This window comes from Citrobacter amalonaticus Y19 (assembly GCF_000981805.1).
GTDB lineage: Bacteria > Pseudomonadota > Gammaproteobacteria > Enterobacterales > Enterobacteriaceae > Citrobacter_A > Citrobacter_A amalonaticus_C.
In genome coordinates, this window is sequence record NZ_CP011132.1 from 2,799,695 (window position 1) to 2,816,579 (window position 16,885).

At 50.4% G+C, this 16,885-nt stretch carries 14 protein-coding genes and 4 pseudogenes; 9 read left to right on the forward strand and 9 right to left on the reverse strand.

Annotated features, from left to right (window positions below; genetic code table 11):
* Positions 1 to 220: 220 nt before the first annotated feature.
* The 8 genes from F384_RS12890 to ehuB all read right to left on the reverse strand — a co-directional run bounded on the left by F384_RS12890 (position 221) and on the right by ehuB (position 6,749).
* Positions 221 to 640 carry an SUMF1/EgtB/PvdO family nonheme iron enzyme gene (locus F384_RS12890; RefSeq protein WP_046483308.1) on the reverse strand — a complete coding sequence of 140 codons (420 nt, stop codon included), beginning with the start codon at positions 638 to 640 and terminating at the stop codon, positions 221 to 223.
* Between the two features lie 184 nt (positions 641 to 824).
* Positions 825 to 1,769: an ectoine utilization protein EutC gene (locus F384_RS12895; RefSeq protein WP_046483311.1), complete on the reverse strand. Its 945-nt coding sequence runs from the start codon at positions 1,767 to 1,769 to the stop codon at positions 825 to 827.
* A complete protein-coding gene (locus F384_RS12900; protein WP_046483314.1) occupies positions 1,766 to 2,785 on the reverse strand; it encodes a pyridoxal-phosphate dependent enzyme in 1,020 nt (339 codons plus the stop codon). The genes F384_RS12895 and F384_RS12900 overlap by 4 nt, the downstream gene beginning before the upstream one ends.
* Positions 2,786 to 2,815: 30 nt before the next feature.
* Positions 2,816 to 3,574 carry an amino acid ABC transporter ATP-binding protein gene (locus F384_RS12905; protein WP_155403996.1) on the reverse strand — a complete coding sequence of 253 codons (759 nt, stop codon included), beginning with the start codon at positions 3,572 to 3,574 and terminating at the stop codon, positions 2,816 to 2,818.
* A gap of 71 nt (positions 3,575 to 3,645) precedes the next feature.
* On the reverse strand, positions 3,646 to 4,428 hold the full coding sequence (ehuA, locus tag F384_RS12910; RefSeq protein ID WP_046483320.1) for an ectoine/hydroxyectoine ABC transporter ATP-binding protein EhuA: 783 nt from the start codon (positions 4,426 to 4,428) through the stop codon (positions 3,646 to 3,648).
* Between the two features lie 16 nt (positions 4,429 to 4,444).
* Positions 4,445 to 5,101, reverse strand: a complete 657-nt coding sequence (ehuD, locus tag F384_RS12915; protein WP_046483322.1) for an ectoine/hydroxyectoine ABC transporter permease subunit EhuD — start codon at positions 5,099 to 5,101, stop codon at positions 4,445 to 4,447.
* Positions 5,098 to 5,757, reverse strand: coding sequence for an ectoine/hydroxyectoine ABC transporter permease subunit EhuC (gene ehuC, locus F384_RS12920; protein ID WP_046483324.1), 660 nt, complete (start codon positions 5,755 to 5,757; stop codon positions 5,098 to 5,100). Before ehuC ends, ehuD begins: the two co-directional genes overlap by 4 nt.
* A 137-nt stretch (positions 5,758 to 5,894) precedes the next feature.
* A complete protein-coding gene (gene ehuB / locus F384_RS12925; RefSeq protein WP_046483326.1) occupies positions 5,895 to 6,749 on the reverse strand; it encodes an ectoine/hydroxyectoine ABC transporter substrate-binding protein EhuB in 855 nt (284 codons plus the stop codon).
* 190 nt (positions 6,750 to 6,939) lie between these two features.
* Between ehuB and F384_RS12930 the strand changes: the two genes are divergently transcribed.
* From F384_RS12930 to F384_RS12945, 4 genes are all read left to right on the forward strand, one after another.
* Entirely contained in the window at positions 6,940 to 8,349 is a 1,410-nt protein-coding gene (locus F384_RS12930) for a PLP-dependent aminotransferase family protein (protein ID WP_046483328.1), read from the forward strand.
* A 594-nt stretch (positions 8,350 to 8,943) separates the two neighbouring features.
* On the forward strand, positions 8,944 to 10,131 hold the full coding sequence (gene doeA, locus F384_RS12935) for an ectoine hydrolase DoeA (protein WP_046483330.1): 1,188 nt from the start codon (positions 8,944 to 8,946) through the stop codon (positions 10,129 to 10,131).
* Between the two features lie 15 nt (positions 10,132 to 10,146).
* Positions 10,147 to 11,145: a N(2)-acetyl-L-2,4-diaminobutanoate deacetylase DoeB gene (doeB, locus tag F384_RS12940; RefSeq protein ID WP_046483333.1), complete on the forward strand. Its 999-nt coding sequence runs from the start codon at positions 10,147 to 10,149 to the stop codon at positions 11,143 to 11,145.
* A gap of 51 nt (positions 11,146 to 11,196) precedes the next feature.
* Positions 11,197 to 12,375 carry a cystathionine gamma-synthase family protein gene (locus F384_RS12945; protein ID WP_046483336.1) on the forward strand — a complete coding sequence of 393 codons (1,179 nt, stop codon included), beginning with the start codon at positions 11,197 to 11,199 and terminating at the stop codon, positions 12,373 to 12,375.
* Positions 12,376 to 12,560: 185 nt separating this feature from the next.
* Here F384_RS12945 and F384_RS12950 read toward each other — a convergent pair.
* Positions 12,561 to 13,529: pseudogene (locus tag F384_RS12950) on the reverse strand (IS3 family transposase); the annotation flags it as partial.
* A 70-nt stretch (positions 13,530 to 13,599) separates the two neighbouring features.
* On the opposite strand from F384_RS12950, the pseudogene F384_RS29890 reads away from it, so the two are divergent.
* The 5 genes and pseudogenes from F384_RS29890 to phsC all read left to right on the forward strand — a co-directional run.
* A pseudogene (locus F384_RS29890) lies at positions 13,600 to 14,142 on the forward strand (IS110 family transposase); the annotation flags it as partial.
* Positions 14,140 to 14,720 (forward strand): annotated as a pseudogene (locus F384_RS28915) (aldehyde ferredoxin oxidoreductase C-terminal domain-containing protein); the annotation flags it as partial. The pseudogenes F384_RS29890 and F384_RS28915, both read left to right, overlap by 3 nt.
* 10 nt (positions 14,721 to 14,730) lie before the next feature.
* Positions 14,731 to 15,381 (forward strand): YdhW family putative oxidoreductase system protein, encoded by a 651-nt coding sequence (locus F384_RS12965; protein WP_046483341.1) that lies wholly within the window; start codon positions 14,731 to 14,733, stop codon positions 15,379 to 15,381.
* 50 nt (positions 15,382 to 15,431) lie between these two features.
* Positions 15,432 to 16,101 (forward strand): annotated as a pseudogene (locus tag F384_RS12970) (4Fe-4S dicluster domain-containing protein).
* Positions 16,098 to 16,883, forward strand: coding sequence for a thiosulfate reductase cytochrome B subunit (gene phsC, locus F384_RS12975; protein ID WP_046483344.1), 786 nt, complete (start codon positions 16,098 to 16,100; stop codon positions 16,881 to 16,883). Before F384_RS12970 ends, phsC begins: the two are co-directional and overlap by 4 nt.
* Positions 16,884 to 16,885: the final 2 nt, after the last annotated feature.

Below are 16,885 nucleotides of genomic sequence, written 5' to 3' on the forward strand. Positions count from 1 at the left end.
AAATGTGAAGAAAGGATTTAATATTTATCGACAGGAAAATGGTAAGATTATTGTTCCTCTTAAAAGACAAGGAAAGGTCAGGGTGAATACATGATGAAGAGAGTAAGAGTAAATAATATCAGAACAGAGCAGGTAAGCAAGTATAATTACAGGCTCACATCACACCTATTTCTGCAGGGGATATCCTGCGATATCCCCTGTCCGACCTGGCGCACGTATATTACTTATTGATTAAGTCGATAATACGATCGCCTTCAGCATCTTCCTGTGCTACCCGGCTAGCCCAATTTTTCTCCAGCTGTTTCACGCGGCCTGTTGATGTAATGGTCGGAGAGACCAGCACCAGACGCAGGCCGGTGGTTTTGCTGGTGAAAGGATGGGCTTCATCGTAGTAGTTAATTTCTTTACGGGTCGCGCTACGGATCTCTGATTCATTCGAGATGACGCTGCCTCCGCGAACCACAAAACCACCAGCCTGGCCGTGAAGTCTGTTGATTTTGTTGAGATAGAACGGGGTGAACATCATCTCAGAGATGTTGCCCAGCATATCGTGTAGGCCGAGGGGGTTACCCGTACGCTGAAAGGGAAACGCGCGGTGATTATCTGCAATATGAACACCGACGAGGCGCAATATCAGCAAGAAGGGCTCCTGCTCGATCACCGCAATTTGCGGTTGAACAACTACCCGGTACTCCCTCACGAGCCAACCAGCCAGTTCTTGCTGAATCCTTACGAAGCACGGGTTTATCTGGTGAATTAACCGTCGACGCGCGCAGCCAAGCCATGCCGCATGGCAGGCCCGGCCGCAACGACGTCACCAGTGCTCAAAGTCGTGAAAGCGCATATTCCGCAATAGCGCTATCTAATACGCCAGTGCCGGATAAGCAGCACAATGATATATCCGTTGGTTTTCTCTGGCAGGCGATTTCCCCGGCAATGATTTTGCCAATTTCGTATACCGGCCAGGGTGTTTCCTGATGTCTGTTTTTGAAATATTTCAGTTCGCCATGGCTTTCGCTTTGCGACTGCAGGTCGCAGCAAAAGATATCCACCATAGTGAGCAACTCGCTACTAATTTCCCGTTTGAATTCATTATCCGATCCGATCGCCGTAATATGGCTGCCGCGACTCACGTGCTCCGCCAGTAACACCGGCTCGATCGCCGGCGTGGTCGTGACAATAATATCAACATCGCGACAGGCATCTTCTATCTTCTCGTATGCCCGTACCTGAGGGGCCGCATCCTGCATCTCCTGCGCATATTCCACAGCATGGTCATCGTTGCGCGACCAGACATTAACCTGTTCAAGCGGAAATAGCAGTTTTAATGCTCTGACCTGCAGCCGGGCCTGTTCCCCGGAACCGATGACGGCAACCCGTGTGCTGTCGGCACGGGCCAGATATTTCGCGGCGATAAGGCCGGATAACGCCGTTCTGACGGCCGTCAGATAGCCATTATCAGCCAGAATAGCCTCCGCACGGCCCGTTTCAGCGTCGAACACGATCATTATCCCACTCAGGCTAGGCAGACCATACGTATGATTATTAAAAAACCCGGTGCTGATTTTAACGGCAAAATTTTTACTGCCATGGATCCAGGCGGTTTTAATATCGACTTCACCATTTTGCTGCGGAAAATTCATTGAAAGAATGCCCGGCTGAATGACGGAGCCAGTGCCTAACGCCGCCAGCGCATATTCGATACTCTCGGTTGCAGCATGATCGATCTTCACGGCATGGGCGATTTCAGGGAGTTCAAATAACTTCATGGCAATACCTCATGCAGGCTCGCTGCCCGTTGTCTTAATGCGGGCAACGCGCAAGTTGATATACTGTTGCCGCTTAAAATCAGGACAATTCTCCGGCCTCTAATGTCCGGATGATGTTGTAAGAGCGCCGCCAGCCCCACCGCTGCGGCTCCCTCGACGAGTATTTTCTCTTTTTCAAAAAGCAACAGCAGCGCAGCGGCGATATCACTTTCGCTCACCTGAAAATGCTGATCCATCACGCGTTTTACCGCCGGCAGCGTCCAGCGATTATCCGTGCCAATGCCGCCTCCCAGCGAATCCGCCACGCTGGGGGTTTCTTCAACCCTCACCGGTTTGCCGGCCTGCAGGCTTTCCCACATGGCGGCACCATGAGACAGGCTGACGCCGACGATTTTCGTTTGCCCGGCAAGATATTTCATTGCCAGACCAATACCGCTGAGCAACCCGCCGCCGGAAAGACCGCAAAAAATATCATCGATATCTTTCAGTTGCTCATTAAGCTCAAACGCGATCGTTCCCTGACCGGCAATAATCGCCGGATGATCAAAAGGCGGGATTTCTATCATCCCTGATTCCGCCACTGCGCTTTTGACTCCCTGCATGGCATCATCCTGGCTGTTGCCGATGCGGACCACCCGGCTGCCCTCCTGCTCAATACTACGGACCTTGTTTTCCGGCACCAGCGAGGAAAGATAGACCGTCGCCGGGATCCCCAGTTTTTTCGCCACATAAGAAACTGCCCGCCCGTGATTACCGGTAGAGGCGGTCACCACGCCATACTTTCTGAGCTTATCCTCATCTTTTTTCAAAGCGGAAATGATCATGTTGGCGGCGCCGCGAATTTTGAATGACCCCGTAGCCTGGAATTGCTCGCATTTTAAATAAATATCCGCAGAAAACAGTTCGGATAAACTGCGGGAATAAATCAATGGGCTCACCGTTGCCAACGGATAGATGCGCGCTCTGGCAGAATAAAATTCAGCAATATTCATAGCTGAAGGAATATTATTTGACATATCGACTCCGGCCCCTAAGAGCCCAACAGATTAAAACACCGTCGACAGGAAACGTTGTAGTTCAACCGTCGCCGGACGATTGAATAACCCTTCCGGACTTCCCATCTCATGCACTTTGCCGTTATGCATAAAAACAATTTTATGACTAATTTTTCTGGCAAAAGCCATCTCATGGGTGACCATAATAATCGTCATTCCCTCTTTAGCTAATTCCTCAATCACTGACAAAACCTCGCCGACCAGTTCAGGGTCGAGGGCGGAAGTAATTTCATCGCACAATAGAATTTCAGGATTCATCGCTAATGCTCTGGCAATCGCCACGCGCTGTTTCTGCCCTCCCGAGAGTTGCTCGGGATAGTCATCGAATTTGTCTACGAGACTCATTCGTTGTAATAGCCGTGAGGCCTGTTGTTGCGCTTTTTCTTTAGTCAAAAAGTTAGCCAACCGCGGCGCCAGCATAATATTTTCCGCCACAGTGAGATGGGGAAAGAGATTAAAATTCTGGAAAATCATACCGACGTTACTACGCAATTGTTGCAGAGATCGTTTGTTGGTACAATCCACCAGTTCGCTTTCCACCCGCAGTTCGCCGGATTGATAACTCTCCAGTCCATTGATACAGCGCAATAAAGTACTTTTCCCTGAACCACTCTGTCCAATGATGGTGACAATTTCGCCACGCGAGATCTGCAAATCCACGCCGTTGAGCACGCTATTGTCCGCAAAACGTTTATGTAAGTTGCGAATATCAACAATAGAGAATTTATTTTCCTGATTATCCACCAACATCTGTATCATATCCTCATATTGAAAATAATTAACCTACAACAGCCTCGTCGATATCACGATGCTGCCAGCAATTAACCATTTAAAAATTGCTGCAAGCGCTCAGTTTGTGGATGATTTAATATGTCAGCGGGAGCGCCCTGTTCCAGAATATTGCCATGACAGAAAAAACACACCCGGTCGGCAAACTCTTTAATAAACCCCATCTGGTGCGTCACCATAATCATCGTCAACTTATGCTGTTCGCCTAACTGGCGAATCACCTGCAACACTTCATTGCATAATGAAGGATCAAGCGCCGAAGTCACCTCATCAAACAACATGATCTTCGGCCGCATGACCAGCGCCCTGGCAATCGCCACCCGCTGTTGTTGACCGCCGGAAAGCTGTGACGGATATAAGTCTGATTTATCCATCAATCCCACCATTTGCAACAGGCTGACGGCGCGTTCCTCAGCCTCTGCTTTCGATAACCCCAACGCTTTGATCGGTGCTTCGATAACATTTTTCATGACCGTCATATGCGGAAACAAATTAAAATTCTGAAAAACCATACCAATCTTTTTTCTTATCTGACGAATATGCTTGTCCGGCGCAGCAATAAGATGACCGTTGCGATGAACATGACTCAATAATTCTCCCTCGACCTCAATGGTGCCGGAGTCTATTTGCTCCAGAGTCATTAGCGTACGTAATACCGTCGACTTCCCGGAACCACTCGGCCCAATAATCGCCAGTTTTTCGAACGCCGGGATGTCCAGATTAAGATCATGCAATACCCTTAGTTTGCCATAGTACTTATCAACATGATTAAAGCGAACTAACGGCTGGCCGTTGGTCTGTTGTTGAACATTCATCGTTACGCTCCATTATTCATGGTAAGGCAATCTTTTTTTCTATTTTATTAAACAGAATTGCCAGAACAATACTAATAGTCAGGAAGAAACAGCCCACCAGGGTGATCGGTTCGAGGTAGCGAAAATGCTCTGAACCGATATTTTTAGCTTCCTGCATAATTTCCACTACTGTTATCGCAGATAACACCGGGGTATCTTTAAACATAGCAATAAAATAGTTTCCCAATGCCGGCACCATCGGCCTGATAACCTGTGGGAAAATAATATCGAAATATGCCGCGCGGCCAGGTATATTCAACGCTTTGATCGCCTCCCACTGACCTTGCGGGATACTATTAAATCCTGAACGGTAAACTTCTGCGGTATAACAGGCATAATGCAGAGCGATACCAAAAATCCCGGCCTGGGTCGCGGATATATTAAAACCATAGTTCGGCAGCACATAGAATATAAAATAGACCTGGATTAATAACGGTGTGCTGCGAATAAATTCAATCAACCATGTTGCCGGGTGAGCCAGCCAGCGGGAGGGACTACGCCGGGCCATCGCCAGCAATAAGCCGATCACTAAAGCGATTGCATAACCAACCACAGTGATAAAGATCGTCTTGATCGACGACTGCATCAGGAGGGGGAAAATTTCGCCAGCGTAGTGCCAGTCAAATAAACTCATGCCGCGCTCCTCTTTTGACGTCCACGATGAAACCGGCGCTCAATCAATCGCATCACCGCCACCAGCATTTGCGCCATCACAAAATAGAACAGGAGGGTCAAGCCCATAATCTCCAGAGTATTGCCGGTAAATTGATCGAGCTGCCCGGCGCGAAAAGTGAGATCTGACAGCGTAATTAATGAAACCAGAGATGTATTTTTTAATAACTCAATCAACAGATTGGTACCGGGCGGGATCGCATGGACGATCGCCTGCGGTAAGATGACATGGGTAAAGCACTTTAGCGGGGAAATATTCAGCGATAATGCCGCCTCTGTCTGACCTTTGGGGACAGAAAGGATCGCCCCGCGGAGAATTTCCGCACCGTACGCGCCAATATGCAAACCGAGACCAATCACAGCTACCACATACGGCGTCAAGGTGATATTAAACGGCGGCAGCGGTAAAACATAAAACAGCCAGAACAACTGGACCAACAAAGACGTCCCGCGAAACAGCTCGATAAACCCAATAGCAATCCACTTCACTCCAGTCCAGCGGGAGAGTTTGCCTAATGCCGCAACCAGCGCCACCACCATCGCCAGTAGCGATCCCAGCACGGTGATTTGCAAAGTGACTAACGTGCCATCCCATAGCAAAGGCAATAATTCACGCATAAATACCCCCGCTCATTTCCCGAAAATCATGATGCAATAAATTGATTTACATAATGATTAGATCAAGACGATAAGGAAGAGGCGACTCCGTCCTCCTCCTTACCACACACGCCCCTAAATAGCGGCCATTCGCGCCGTTATGCACCTCTACAAATTTCAGCGGCAGTTTTATGGGTAATGTTGCTTTTATCAAAACCAAATGGCGCAATCGTACGCAGATGCTCTTCTGAACCCAGCCACTTTTTCAGTTCGGCATTCACTTTATCCCTTAACCCTTTGTCCTGCGGACGGAACGCCAGCGCGCCATAGCCGGTATGAGACGGGTCATCGACGAAATCGCTAATTGCCTCAACACCACCCCCCCCTTTTTTCGCCAGATCTCGCATGGTCAATGCTGTCCCGACCGCCGCATCCGCCCTGCCGGCTCTGACCGCCTGTAATTGCGCGATGGTATTAGGTACCTGGATAATCTGATCGTCGGGAATGCCGCTATCGCGGGCATATTTCAGTTCAACCGTGCCGGAGGTCACAGCAAGACGTAAGGCGGAATTTTTCGCAAAATCGGCGTAGCTGTGCAATTTTTGGGGATTGCCGGCCTTAACCAATAAACTGTCGCTGAGCTGATATTGCGGATCGGTAAACAATACCTGTTTACAGCGTTCCGGGGTGATGTACATCCCGGCGGCAATTACATCGAAACGGCCGGCCTGCAAGCCCGGGATCAGCGCACCCCATTCCGTCAGCACGGCATTGACTTTTTTGACGCCCAGTTTTTTGAAAATGATCCTCGCGATTTCCGGCGACTCTCCGGTAACCTTCCCTGAGGCGTCCGCATAGGCAAATGGCTCCTCATTGGAATAACCAATCGAAATTTCACCTGTTTTATTTAGCTTCTCCAGCGCCGTATCCGCGTGACAGGAAAAGTTGACCAATAAGGCCAGCGCCCCAATCCCCCAGGCGGTCCGTTGTGTCATATTACGCCATTTTTTCATTTACCCGAGCCTCCGAAATAATGAATGATCCCTGTTCTGATAAATCATGGTCTGACAAAACCGATTGTCATCGTCAACGTTGTTAATGGGATAGGTTGTTATCCTTATCACACAGGATAAAGTATACTATGTCAAAAAAATTTCCATATTGTACTAGTGCATTTAAATTAATCAGGCAGGAGGATTGACGATGAAATCATGGGGTACGGCACTCAACAAAATTCGTCCGGGCGAGTTCAAATTCAAGGTGCTTGTCGACACGATTATTCATGAGATTGAGACGGGGAAACTGGTCGACGGACAACGTCTTCCCCCGCAAAGAAAAGTGGCAGATGATCTGAATATCGGTATTCAGACAGTGACGAATGTCTATAAGGAATTGAAAAGAAAAGGATTAATAAGAGGGGAAACAGGAAGAGGCAGTTTTGTGACCCGGCGAGCTACCGATAATGTCAATTACGATATTTTGGATCAACAACAGCAAACCATGCTGGACTTCTCGAATGCCTGTCTTATCCGCAACGCGGAACAGGAAAAAGCCTGGCAGGAGACCTGTCTGAAACTCAGTCAGGAACCGTCTCAACCCTGGATCCACGCGTTTAGACCGATAGCTGGTCTTGAATCCCATCGCCAGGCCGCCGCCCACTGGTTAAAAGAGAAAACGGGCCTTGACGCAGAAACCAAATCCATTCTCATCACCAACGGCTGCGCCGAAGCTATCAATCTGGCGCTGTCATCGCTGGCGGGACCGAACGATCTCGTCCTGTGCGAAAAGCTGACCGATCATGGCGTGATCGGCCTGTCACAAGTGTTGGGGTTTAAATTAAAAGGTCTGGAGATCGATCAACACGGCATTATTCCCGACCATTTTGAAGAATTGTGCGACGATCAAAAGGTCACCGCTCTGGTATGCACTCCCAACCTGAACAACCCTACCGGGGCGATAATGCCGGAGCACCGCAGGCGACAGATTGCCGAAATCGCTGCGCGTTACCATGTTTATATTATCGAAGACGACGTCTACGGCGCGCTATTAAGCCAACAGCAACGTCCCCGACCGATCGCTTCCTGGGCGCCCGATCTGACCTTCTACTGCACCAGTTTTACCAAAACCGTGCTCACCGGTTTACGCATTGGCTACCTCATAATGCCACCGAGACTGGCATTACGTACCGAGAGCATACTGCGGGTAACCAGCTGGATGGCCTCGCCGATACTCGCCGAAATCGCTTCGCGCTGGGTCATGGACGGTACAGCCAGCCATCTGATTGAAATACAAAAAAAACTCATCAGAAAACGGCAAGAACTGGTGAAAAAATATTTTGATAACTACTTATCCGGCGGCAACCGTCAGGCATTAAGTTGCTGGCTCAACATTCCTGAACACTGGCAGCCCGACAATCTCACAACGGAGCTAAGAAAAAGGCACATTGCCGTCTCTTCTTCATCGCCTTTTTCTACCGATAAGACAGCCATAACCCATGCCATCCGGGTTTGCATCGGCGCAGATTGCAACGACGCGCAATTTGAGCAGGGGCTGTTGACGATTTATGACCTGTTAAACCAGTACCCACAGATACAACCTACCGATGTTGTATAATGACAATTATATTTTTTTCGTATATTTAAATCATTACAAAAACAAAATGCACTAGTACAAGAAAAATTTTAAATCATAGTAATATTATCTTGTCATGCTCACAGAGACGCCGGGCAGTGATAAAAAGTTGCCCGAACCGTCGCAAACCCCCTCTCCGTCCAGAGCAGGCTGTTTTGTACCGTGAGAGTTCGCCCCACCAGGCTCGCTGTGAAACAACGCCCTGGTTAGTCAGATATAAGCATCTATCGTGCCAAAAAAAACGGCGGTGTCCTGCGACACCTGCCTGCCCGTTACGTCGATAAAAAGGTATTTATAAACATAAGATTATAAATTCCCCGAGTCGTAACAGGCAGCGATGTCGGGGAAACGGATAGCGGCTTTGCGATAAAAAAGAGTGCAACGCACCTTAATGGTGCGATGCAGTCCGATGTCATCGGGGTATCAGAAAATTGAATTCGGAGGATGTATTCAACGGCAGAAGATACGGCGAATTGGTGTGAATTATGACGTTTTTCAGGCGGGAAACTATTTCGTCGCATAAACAGGATAGATCCCCGTTCCCTCAATAATTCGTTATTTATACGAGAGATGACTATGGCGGCAGCGAATACCCATCTTCCTTTTACCAGTGAAGAATATCAATTGCGCTTATCCAAAACCCGTACGGCGATGCAGGAGAAAGGCATTGAACTCCTGCTGGTGACCGACCCATCGAATATGGCCTGGCTCACCGGCTATGACGGATGGAGTTTCTACGTCCACCAGTGCGTCATTCTGCCGATGGATGGAGATCCCTATTGGTTCGGACGCGCCCAGGATGTTAATGGGGCAAAACGTACCGTCTTCATGCAGGAAGAAAACCTGATTGGCTATCCCGATTTCTATGTCCAGTCGCCGATTCGCCACCCGATGGATTACCTGGCTAAAGACGTTATCCAGGCCCATGGCTGGGAAAACATGGCTATCGGCGTGGAAATGGATAACTACTATTTCAGCGCTAAAGCCTTCTCCTCCCTGCAGACGCATTTGCCGACTGCCCGCTTTATTGATGCGACGGTGCTGGTCAACTGGCAGCGAGCCATTAAATCAGCACAGGAAATAGAATACATGCGGATCGCCGCCCGTATTGTCGAGAATATACATAACCGGATTTATGAGCGCATCGAGCCAGGTATGCGTAAATGCGACCTTGTCGCGGAAATCTATGACAGCGGGATCCGCGGCGTTGACAATTTCGGCGGCGACTATCCGGCTATCGTCCCGCTATTACCATCGGGAAAAGATGCCGCTGCCCCGCATCTGACCTGGGATGACTCGCCGTTACAGAATAATACCAGCACCTTTTTTGAGATTGCCGGCTGTTATAAGCGTTACCACTGTCCGATGTCGCGAACGATCTATCTAGGTAAGCCGCCGCAGTTTTTCCTTGATGCCGAAAAAGCGATTCTGGAAGGAACCGAACGCGCGCTTGATGTCGCCCGGCCAGGCAATACCACCGGCGATATTGCGCGAACCTTCTTCGCCATCTTAGAGAAATATGGCATCCATAAAGATAACCGTTGTGGTTATCCCATCGGGATTAGCTACCCCCCGGACTGGGGCGAGAGAACCATGAGTCTGCGCACCGATGATCATACCGAACTGCAGGCGGGAATGACTTTTCATTTTATGACCGGGCTGTGGATGGATAGCTGGGGATTAGAAATTACCGAAAGTATCTTAATTACCAATACCGGCGTCGAGACTTTTTGTCATTATCCCAGAAAATTATTTGTTAAATAATGGACGAGTTTACCAATGTTAGCGAAAAATCCAATCTCTTCGACCATCGATTTTGCTGCTGATGGGGTTCATCATGGTTACTTAAAGCTGCCCTACTCCTGTGATTCATCAGCCTGGGGGGCGATTATGATCCCTGTCACCGTTATCAAAAACGGCAACGGCAGAACGGCATTATTGACCGGGGCGAATCATGGCGATGAATATGAAGGCCCGGTAGCCTTGAGCAAGTTGACCAGTACAATTAACGTTGCTGATGTTCATGGTCGGATCATTATTGTGCCATTTATGAATACTCCGGCGTTTATGGCTGGCACCCGCACATCGCCGATTGACCATGGCAATATGAACCGCAGTTTCCCCGGCGCCCCTGACGGGACGGTAACGCAAAAAATTGCCGACTATTTCCAGCGTACGTTATTACCGCTGTCGGATATTGTCGTTGATATCCACTCCGGTGGGAAAACGCTCGATTTTCTGCCGTTCGCTGCCAGCCATATTCTGCAGAATAAAGTGCTGCAGCAAGAAACCGAGCAATTGGTTGCGGCTTTTTCCGCTCCTTATTCGGTACAGATGCTGGAACTGGACTCTGTGGGGATGTTTGACACCGCAGTTGAAGCCGCCGGGAAACTCTTTGTCACCACCGAACTGGGCGGCGGCGGTTCCAGTTCCGCGAAAAGCATCGCCATCGCCGAACGCGGCGTGACTAATGTTCTGATTCGCGCCGGTATTCTCGATGGCGAATTACAGTTATCTACCAGCATATGTTTAACACAGCAAAATAGTGACTGTTTTATTACCTGTGAGCACGATGGCCTGTTTGAAATTTGTTATGATCTTGGCGCCATGGTCAATAAAGGCGATATCGTTGCCCGCGTCCATGATATGAAACGTACCGGCGTCAAGCCGACAGAATATGCTGCAAAATGTTCAGGAATCGTCACCGCCAGACATTTCCCCGGGGTGATCCATAGTGGCGACAATATGTTAGTGATCAGTGAAGTCGTTAACGCATGAGATATCAATCATCAGCCATCCTATTGATTAGACTGTGATAAGGAGTATATTATGCCAGAAAAATTCCACCAAGGAACCGAGGCCATCTGGGGCGGAGAGCAGGATGCCTTTGCAGAAGGAGCGATTTGCGTTCCGGTTTTTAATTCTGTGACCTTCAATTATGATGATATGGATGAATGGTTCGCGGTCGCCCAGGGAAAAAAAGAAGGCCATATTTATTCCCGAAATACCAACCCGACCGTCAGACCACTGGAGGAAAAAATTGCCCTGCTTGATGGCGGCGAGGATGCAACCAGTTTTTCCACCGGCATGGCGGCGATCAGTAACACCTTATTCGCCCTGTTAAAGTCGCACGATCGTCTCATCGCTATTAAAGACACCTACGGCGGCAGCAATAAAATTTTTATTGAGTTTCTTCCCCGCCAGGATATTGATGTTTGCCTGTGCGATACCACGGACTTTTCTGCTATTGAGGAAGAAATAAAAAAAGGCTGCAAGGTTCTGTATCTCGAATCACCGACTAACCCGACGCTAAAAATTGTTGATATCCAGCGTCTGGCGCAAGTTGCTCATCAGCAAGGGGCGATTGTTATTGTCGACAACACCTTCTCGACGCCGATCAATCAACGTCCGTTGACCCTTGGCGCCGATTTAGTCGTTTACAGCGCCACGAAATATCTGAATGGCCATTCGGATGTCATGGGCGGGCTGGTGGTCGGCAAAAAATCGCTGATCCGCACCATCTTTCATTATCGGGAAATTACCGGTGCCACGCTCCACGCCCATTCGGCCTATATGATCCTGCGCGGCATGAAAACGCTGGAATTACGTATGCAGAGACATAACGAAAACGGCATGAAGATCGCCAGCTGGCTGTCGGCGCATCCGAAAGTCGAACAGGTCTTTTATCCTGGACTGCCGACGCACCCGCATTATGATATCGCGAAAAAGCAGATGCGCGGTTTTGGCGGGATGATGAGCTTCTCTCTTAAAGGGGGATTTCCCGCCGTGATTACCGTTCTGGAAAACATGAAGCTGGCTCATAAAGCCGCCAGTCTTGGCTCGGTTGGCACGCTGGTTGGCCCTCCCTGTACAACCAGTCACGTGGAATTAACGGCCGAGGAACGGGCTAACGCAGGCATTCCCGAGGGATTGATCCGCTATTCCGCCGGGATTGAAAATCTCGAAGACTTGATTGAGGATCTGCGTCAGGCACTGGATCGGGTTTAGTTTCCGGGAAAAACATGCCGAAGGGTAATTTCCTCGGTATCGGTAAAAAAACAAGGCCCATGGATGGGCCGGGCACAGGGCTAACAAGTACGCAACCTGAAGTATGATACAGGTCACTGTAATCAGGAGTCATCTTATGGAACCAGATTGTATAATATCCATTATCACCTCGACTGGATTGGCCCCTATATTTCCATACACTTTTTATCACTTAACCCAGTGCTGGTCCGACGCCGCAGATATTCCCGTGGCGAGCGATAACCAAGCGCACTATGCGGATGCCATTCGTTATAGTGTTCGAACGCTTCCTCAAGGTTTTTTGCTGCCGTTAACCCGTCTGGTTTCGGCATAATACTGATGTAGTCGCGCTTCATCGTTTTCACGAAGATCTCTGCCATCCCGTTGCTTTCCTGACTGCGTACCGCCGTATGTTTAGGCTCCAGTCCTACCATTCTCGCGAACTGACGCGTCTGACGAGAGCGGTACGCTGAACCGTTATCCGTCAACCACTCCACTGGCGACGCAGGAAGGCCGCTGCCGAAGCGACGCTCCACAGCTCCCAGCATAACGTCCTATAACGTCCTGTACGGTTTCGCTGTCGAAGCCGCCCGTGCTGGTCGCCTAGTGCAGTGCTTCACGATCGCAGCAGTCCAGCGCGAACGCGACTCGCAGTTTTTCGCCATTGTCACAGCGGAACTCGAACCCGTCAGAGCACCATCTCTGGTTACTTTCATTAACCGCCACTTTTCCTGTATTCGCCCGTTTCGAGGGCGGTATTGCAGGTTTCCGCTCGAGCAGCAGCGCATTCTGACGCATGATTCGGTACACTCGTTTGGCATTGATCACCGCCATGTCGTCAGTTTCTGATTGTCTACGCAGCAGTGCCCATACCCGACGATAACCATACGTTGGCAGATCGCCGATAACACTATAGATACGGTCCAGCGCTTCAGTATCATCAGACTTGCGCTTGCGTCGACGATCCTGCCAGTTCTTCGACCGACGGGCCATGGCATGCAGTTGCGCACGTGATACCCGAAGGCAACGGCTGACAAGGCTTATTCGCCATCCTCCGGCAATAAGGGCACGTGCGCTATCCACTTTTTTTGTCGACTATATTCAACGGCTTCTTTCAGCAGCTCATTTTCCATGGTTAATGAGATGGTCCCCACCCCCTGTGAGCAGTACCCTTGCAGGGTGTTTTTCTTTCTGGAGAAGGCCATCATGCAAAACATTACGCTTATTGGTATCGATCTCGGCAAGCATTCCTTTCACATCCACTGCCAGGATAAGTCAGGCAAGGCATTGCTGCGTAAAAAGTTTACCCGCACCAAACTTATTGAGTTTCTGGCAGGCTGCGCATCGTCTACTGTTGTGATGGAAGCATGCGCCGGAGCCCATTTTATGGCTCGCCGGATTGCTGATTTAGGCCATGACGCAAAATTGATTTCTCCGCAGTTCGTTCGCCCTTTTGTTAAGAGCAACAAGAACGATTTTGTCGATGCAGAGGCCATATGTGAAGCGGCATCTCGTCCCTCCATGCGATTTGTGCAACCAAGAACAGAAGCTCAGCAGGCCATGCGGGCGCTTCATCGGGTCAGGGAATCACTGGTCAGAGATAAAGTCAAAACGACCAATCAGATGCATGCTTTTTTGCTGGAATTTGGCATCAGTATGCCGACAGGAGTCGTAGTGGTAAAACGACTTTCAACAGTACTTGCAGAGAACGAACTTCCTCCCTATCTGGTGCAGTTACTGATGCGCTTACCACTCCAGCGGGAAGTGGCCGCGGAACTGTTTGGCTCACCAGACGCCTATGATGAAACCAAAAATTACACGCCAATCAACGCGGCAAAAATTAAATATGCCAAATGGACGCTGCTGAAAGTGTGCCTGCATAACGCCGTCACGCTGTGTAACTGGGTCTGGCCGATGACCGTGTCGCCGCTGAAAAGTCGCAACTATGCGGGGATCTCGATCTGGAAGCGAAGTTCTTCCAGGCCGTGACCGGTGATGAAACCACTCAGGCCAGTCTCGATTTAGCCGCAGAACGCATCTTCACGCTACATCGCGCCTACACGGTGAAACTGATGCAGAACAACGATATGCGCAATGCGCACGACCTGATCTGTTCGTGGGTATTTGATAAGGATCCGAAGATTCCGGTCTTTAGCGAAGGTACCGACAAGATGGACCGCGACGACATGCGTGAATCTCTGACGCTGTTTTATGAAGAGATGGGCTGGCACCCTGAGTTGGGCTGCCCGACTCGCGAGACGTTGAATCGACTCGGCCTGGAAGATGTCGCTGACGATCTGGCCGCGCAGAATCTGTTACCGGCTTAAGGAACATCATATGAGCCATCCAGAGGATATGAGTCAACCCGCTATGCCCTACGTCGATCTCGAAAAGCGGCAGTGGCTGCAGGGGCGACATGAGCCGGTAGCCTGCGCGGATGAACAGGCGGTGGCAGAAAGTCCCGCTGAGATTATGGCGGATTTTATCCGCCAGCATTCGGCGAACGGCCAGCTCGTCGCGCGCGAACTGTTCCTGCAGCCGCCTTATTCGGTGGACGAGGCGGAGCTCACACCTCTACTAGAAACGCTCAGAGAGGGGCTTGCCGGGGATGATATCGCCCGGGTGCAGGGCTCTCAGGATGAATATTACTACTCAACCCGGACCATGACCGCCAACTATGCCGACATGTGCGTTCAGGTGGTGGAGAAGGATACCTGTCGGGCAATCGCACAGGCAGTGCGCTTTGACTGCCAGACCTATCCACATCCGTACAAGGTCGCCATGCTCGAACAATCGCCTTACGGTTTCGCGCCTGAGCAGATAGACGCCGCACTGGCCGCGATTGAAACGCATCCCGACTATGCCGATATTCGCCCGGTCTCGTCGTCGACCGACGTGCCCTATTTATTCAGCGAACGCTTTATGAGTTACGGCAAAGCATACGGTTTGTGCGAATGGCTGGAAGTTGAGCAGTTTCAGAATCCCTGAATTCATGGAAAGCGTGGACGAGCGCGACCACAGCATTAGAGGATAACAAGATGTCCTTCACTCGACGAAAATTTGTGCTTGGCATGGGAACGGTCATTTTCTTCAGCGGACCCGGCCAGACGCTGCTGACGAAGACAACAGCCAGCGACCCCGTTCGTTACGTCATGATCCATGATGAATCGCGATGTAATGGCTGTAACATCTGTACCCGTGCCTGTCGCAAAACGAATCATGTTCCCGCGCAGGGAAGTCGCCTGTCGATTGCGCATATTCCCGTTTCAGATAATAACAACGAGACGCTGTATCACTACTTCCGCCAGTCCTGTCAGCACTGCTGATGATGCGCCCTGCATTGAGGTTTGCCCAACCGGTGCGTCGTGGCGCGATGAGAACGGGATCGTCCGCGTCGACAGTTCGCGCTGCATCGGCTGTAGTTACTGTATCGGCGCGTGCCCCTATCAGGTGCGCTACCTGAATCCGATCACCAAAGTGGCGGACAAATGCGATTTTTGCGCCCAGTCCCGGCTGGCAAAAGGTTTTCCGCCCATTTGCGTGACCTCCTGCCCGGAACATGCGCTGCTGTTTGGTCGCGAAGACAGCCCGGACATCCAGCGTTGGCTACAGGAAAATAACTATTACCAGTATCAACTTCCGGGGGCGGGTCAGCCCCATCTGTATCGTCGGTTCGGTCAACATTTGATTAAAAAGGATAATGTATGAACGCGTCGCAGAATGCTGAACAGTTCCAGGCCCAACTGGCAAATTATGTGCCGGTCTTTTCCCCCGAGTATTGGCCCGTCTGGCTGGTGATCGCCGGACTTCTGCTGGTGGCGATGGGGCTGGTGCAGGGGGTACACGCCTGGCTTCGCTTTCGCGCGGCCAACAAGGCCGCCGCCGGGCATGGTGAGAAGGTTTACCTGTATTCTCGTGCGGTACGCCTGTGGCACTGGTCGAATGCCTTGCTGTTTCTGCTCCTGCTCGGCAGCGGGCTTATCAACCATTTCTCGCTGGTCAGCGCAGCGGTGATCAAAAGCCTGCTGACGGTGCACGAAGTCTGCGGATTTTTGCTGCTGGCGTGCTGGGTCGGTTTCGTGCTGATCAATGCGTTGGGCGGGAACGGTCATCATTATATTATCCGTCCCCAGGGCTGGGTGGCGCGAGCGATGAAACAGACCCGTTTCTATCTGTTTGGCATTATGCAGGGGGAAGCGCATCCGTTCCCGGCAATGCCGCGTTCGAAGTTTAATCCGTTACAGCAGGCGGCCTATGTCGGTGTGATGTACGGATTGTTGCCATTGCTGCTGCTGAGCGGATTGTTGGCGCTCTATCCGCAGGTCGTGGGCGACGTATTCCCCGGCGTACGCTACTGGTTGCTGCAGGCACATTTCGCGCTGGCAATCATCAGTCTGTTCTTTATTTTTGGTCACCTCTACCTGTGCACCACGGGCCGCACGCCTGGCGAGACGTTCCGCTGCATGGTCGACGGTTATCACCGGCATTAACG

Excerpts from the sequence above, each read along its gene's own strand:
- F384_RS12905 (WP_155403996.1), bottom strand. The coding sequence starts at position 3,574 with ATGTTGGTGGATAATCAGGAAAATAAATTCTCTATTGTTGATATTCGC.
- F384_RS12930 (WP_046483328.1), top strand. The coding sequence starts at position 6,940 with ATGAAATCATGGGGTACGGCACTCAACAAAATTCGTCCGGGCGAGTTC.
- F384_RS12895 (WP_046483311.1), bottom strand. The coding sequence starts at position 1,769 with ATGAAGTTATTTGAACTCCCTGAAATCGCCCATGCCGTGAAGATCGAT.
- phsC (WP_046483344.1), top strand. The coding sequence starts at position 16,098 with ATGAACGCGTCGCAGAATGCTGAACAGTTCCAGGCCCAACTGGCAAAT.
- F384_RS12945 (WP_046483336.1), top strand. The coding sequence starts at position 11,197 with ATGCCAGAAAAATTCCACCAAGGAACCGAGGCCATCTGGGGCGGAGAG.
- ehuB (WP_046483326.1), bottom strand. The coding sequence starts at position 6,749 with ATGAAAAAATGGCGTAATATGACACAACGGACCGCCTGGGGGATTGGG.
- F384_RS12900 (WP_046483314.1), bottom strand. The coding sequence starts at position 2,785 with ATGTCAAATAATATTCCTTCAGCTATGAATATTGCTGAATTTTATTCT.
- doeA (WP_046483330.1), top strand. The coding sequence starts at position 8,944 with ATGGCGGCAGCGAATACCCATCTTCCTTTTACCAGTGAAGAATATCAA.
- ehuD (WP_046483322.1), bottom strand. The coding sequence starts at position 5,101 with ATGAGTTTATTTGACTGGCACTACGCTGGCGAAATTTTCCCCCTCCTG.
- ehuA (WP_046483320.1), bottom strand. The coding sequence starts at position 4,428 with ATGAATGTTCAACAACAGACCAACGGCCAGCCGTTAGTTCGCTTTAAT.
- ehuC (WP_046483324.1), bottom strand. The coding sequence starts at position 5,757 with ATGCGTGAATTATTGCCTTTGCTATGGGATGGCACGTTAGTCACTTTG.
- F384_RS12965 (WP_046483341.1), top strand. The coding sequence starts at position 14,731 with ATGAGCCATCCAGAGGATATGAGTCAACCCGCTATGCCCTACGTCGAT.
- doeB (WP_046483333.1), top strand. The coding sequence starts at position 10,147 with ATGTTAGCGAAAAATCCAATCTCTTCGACCATCGATTTTGCTGCTGAT.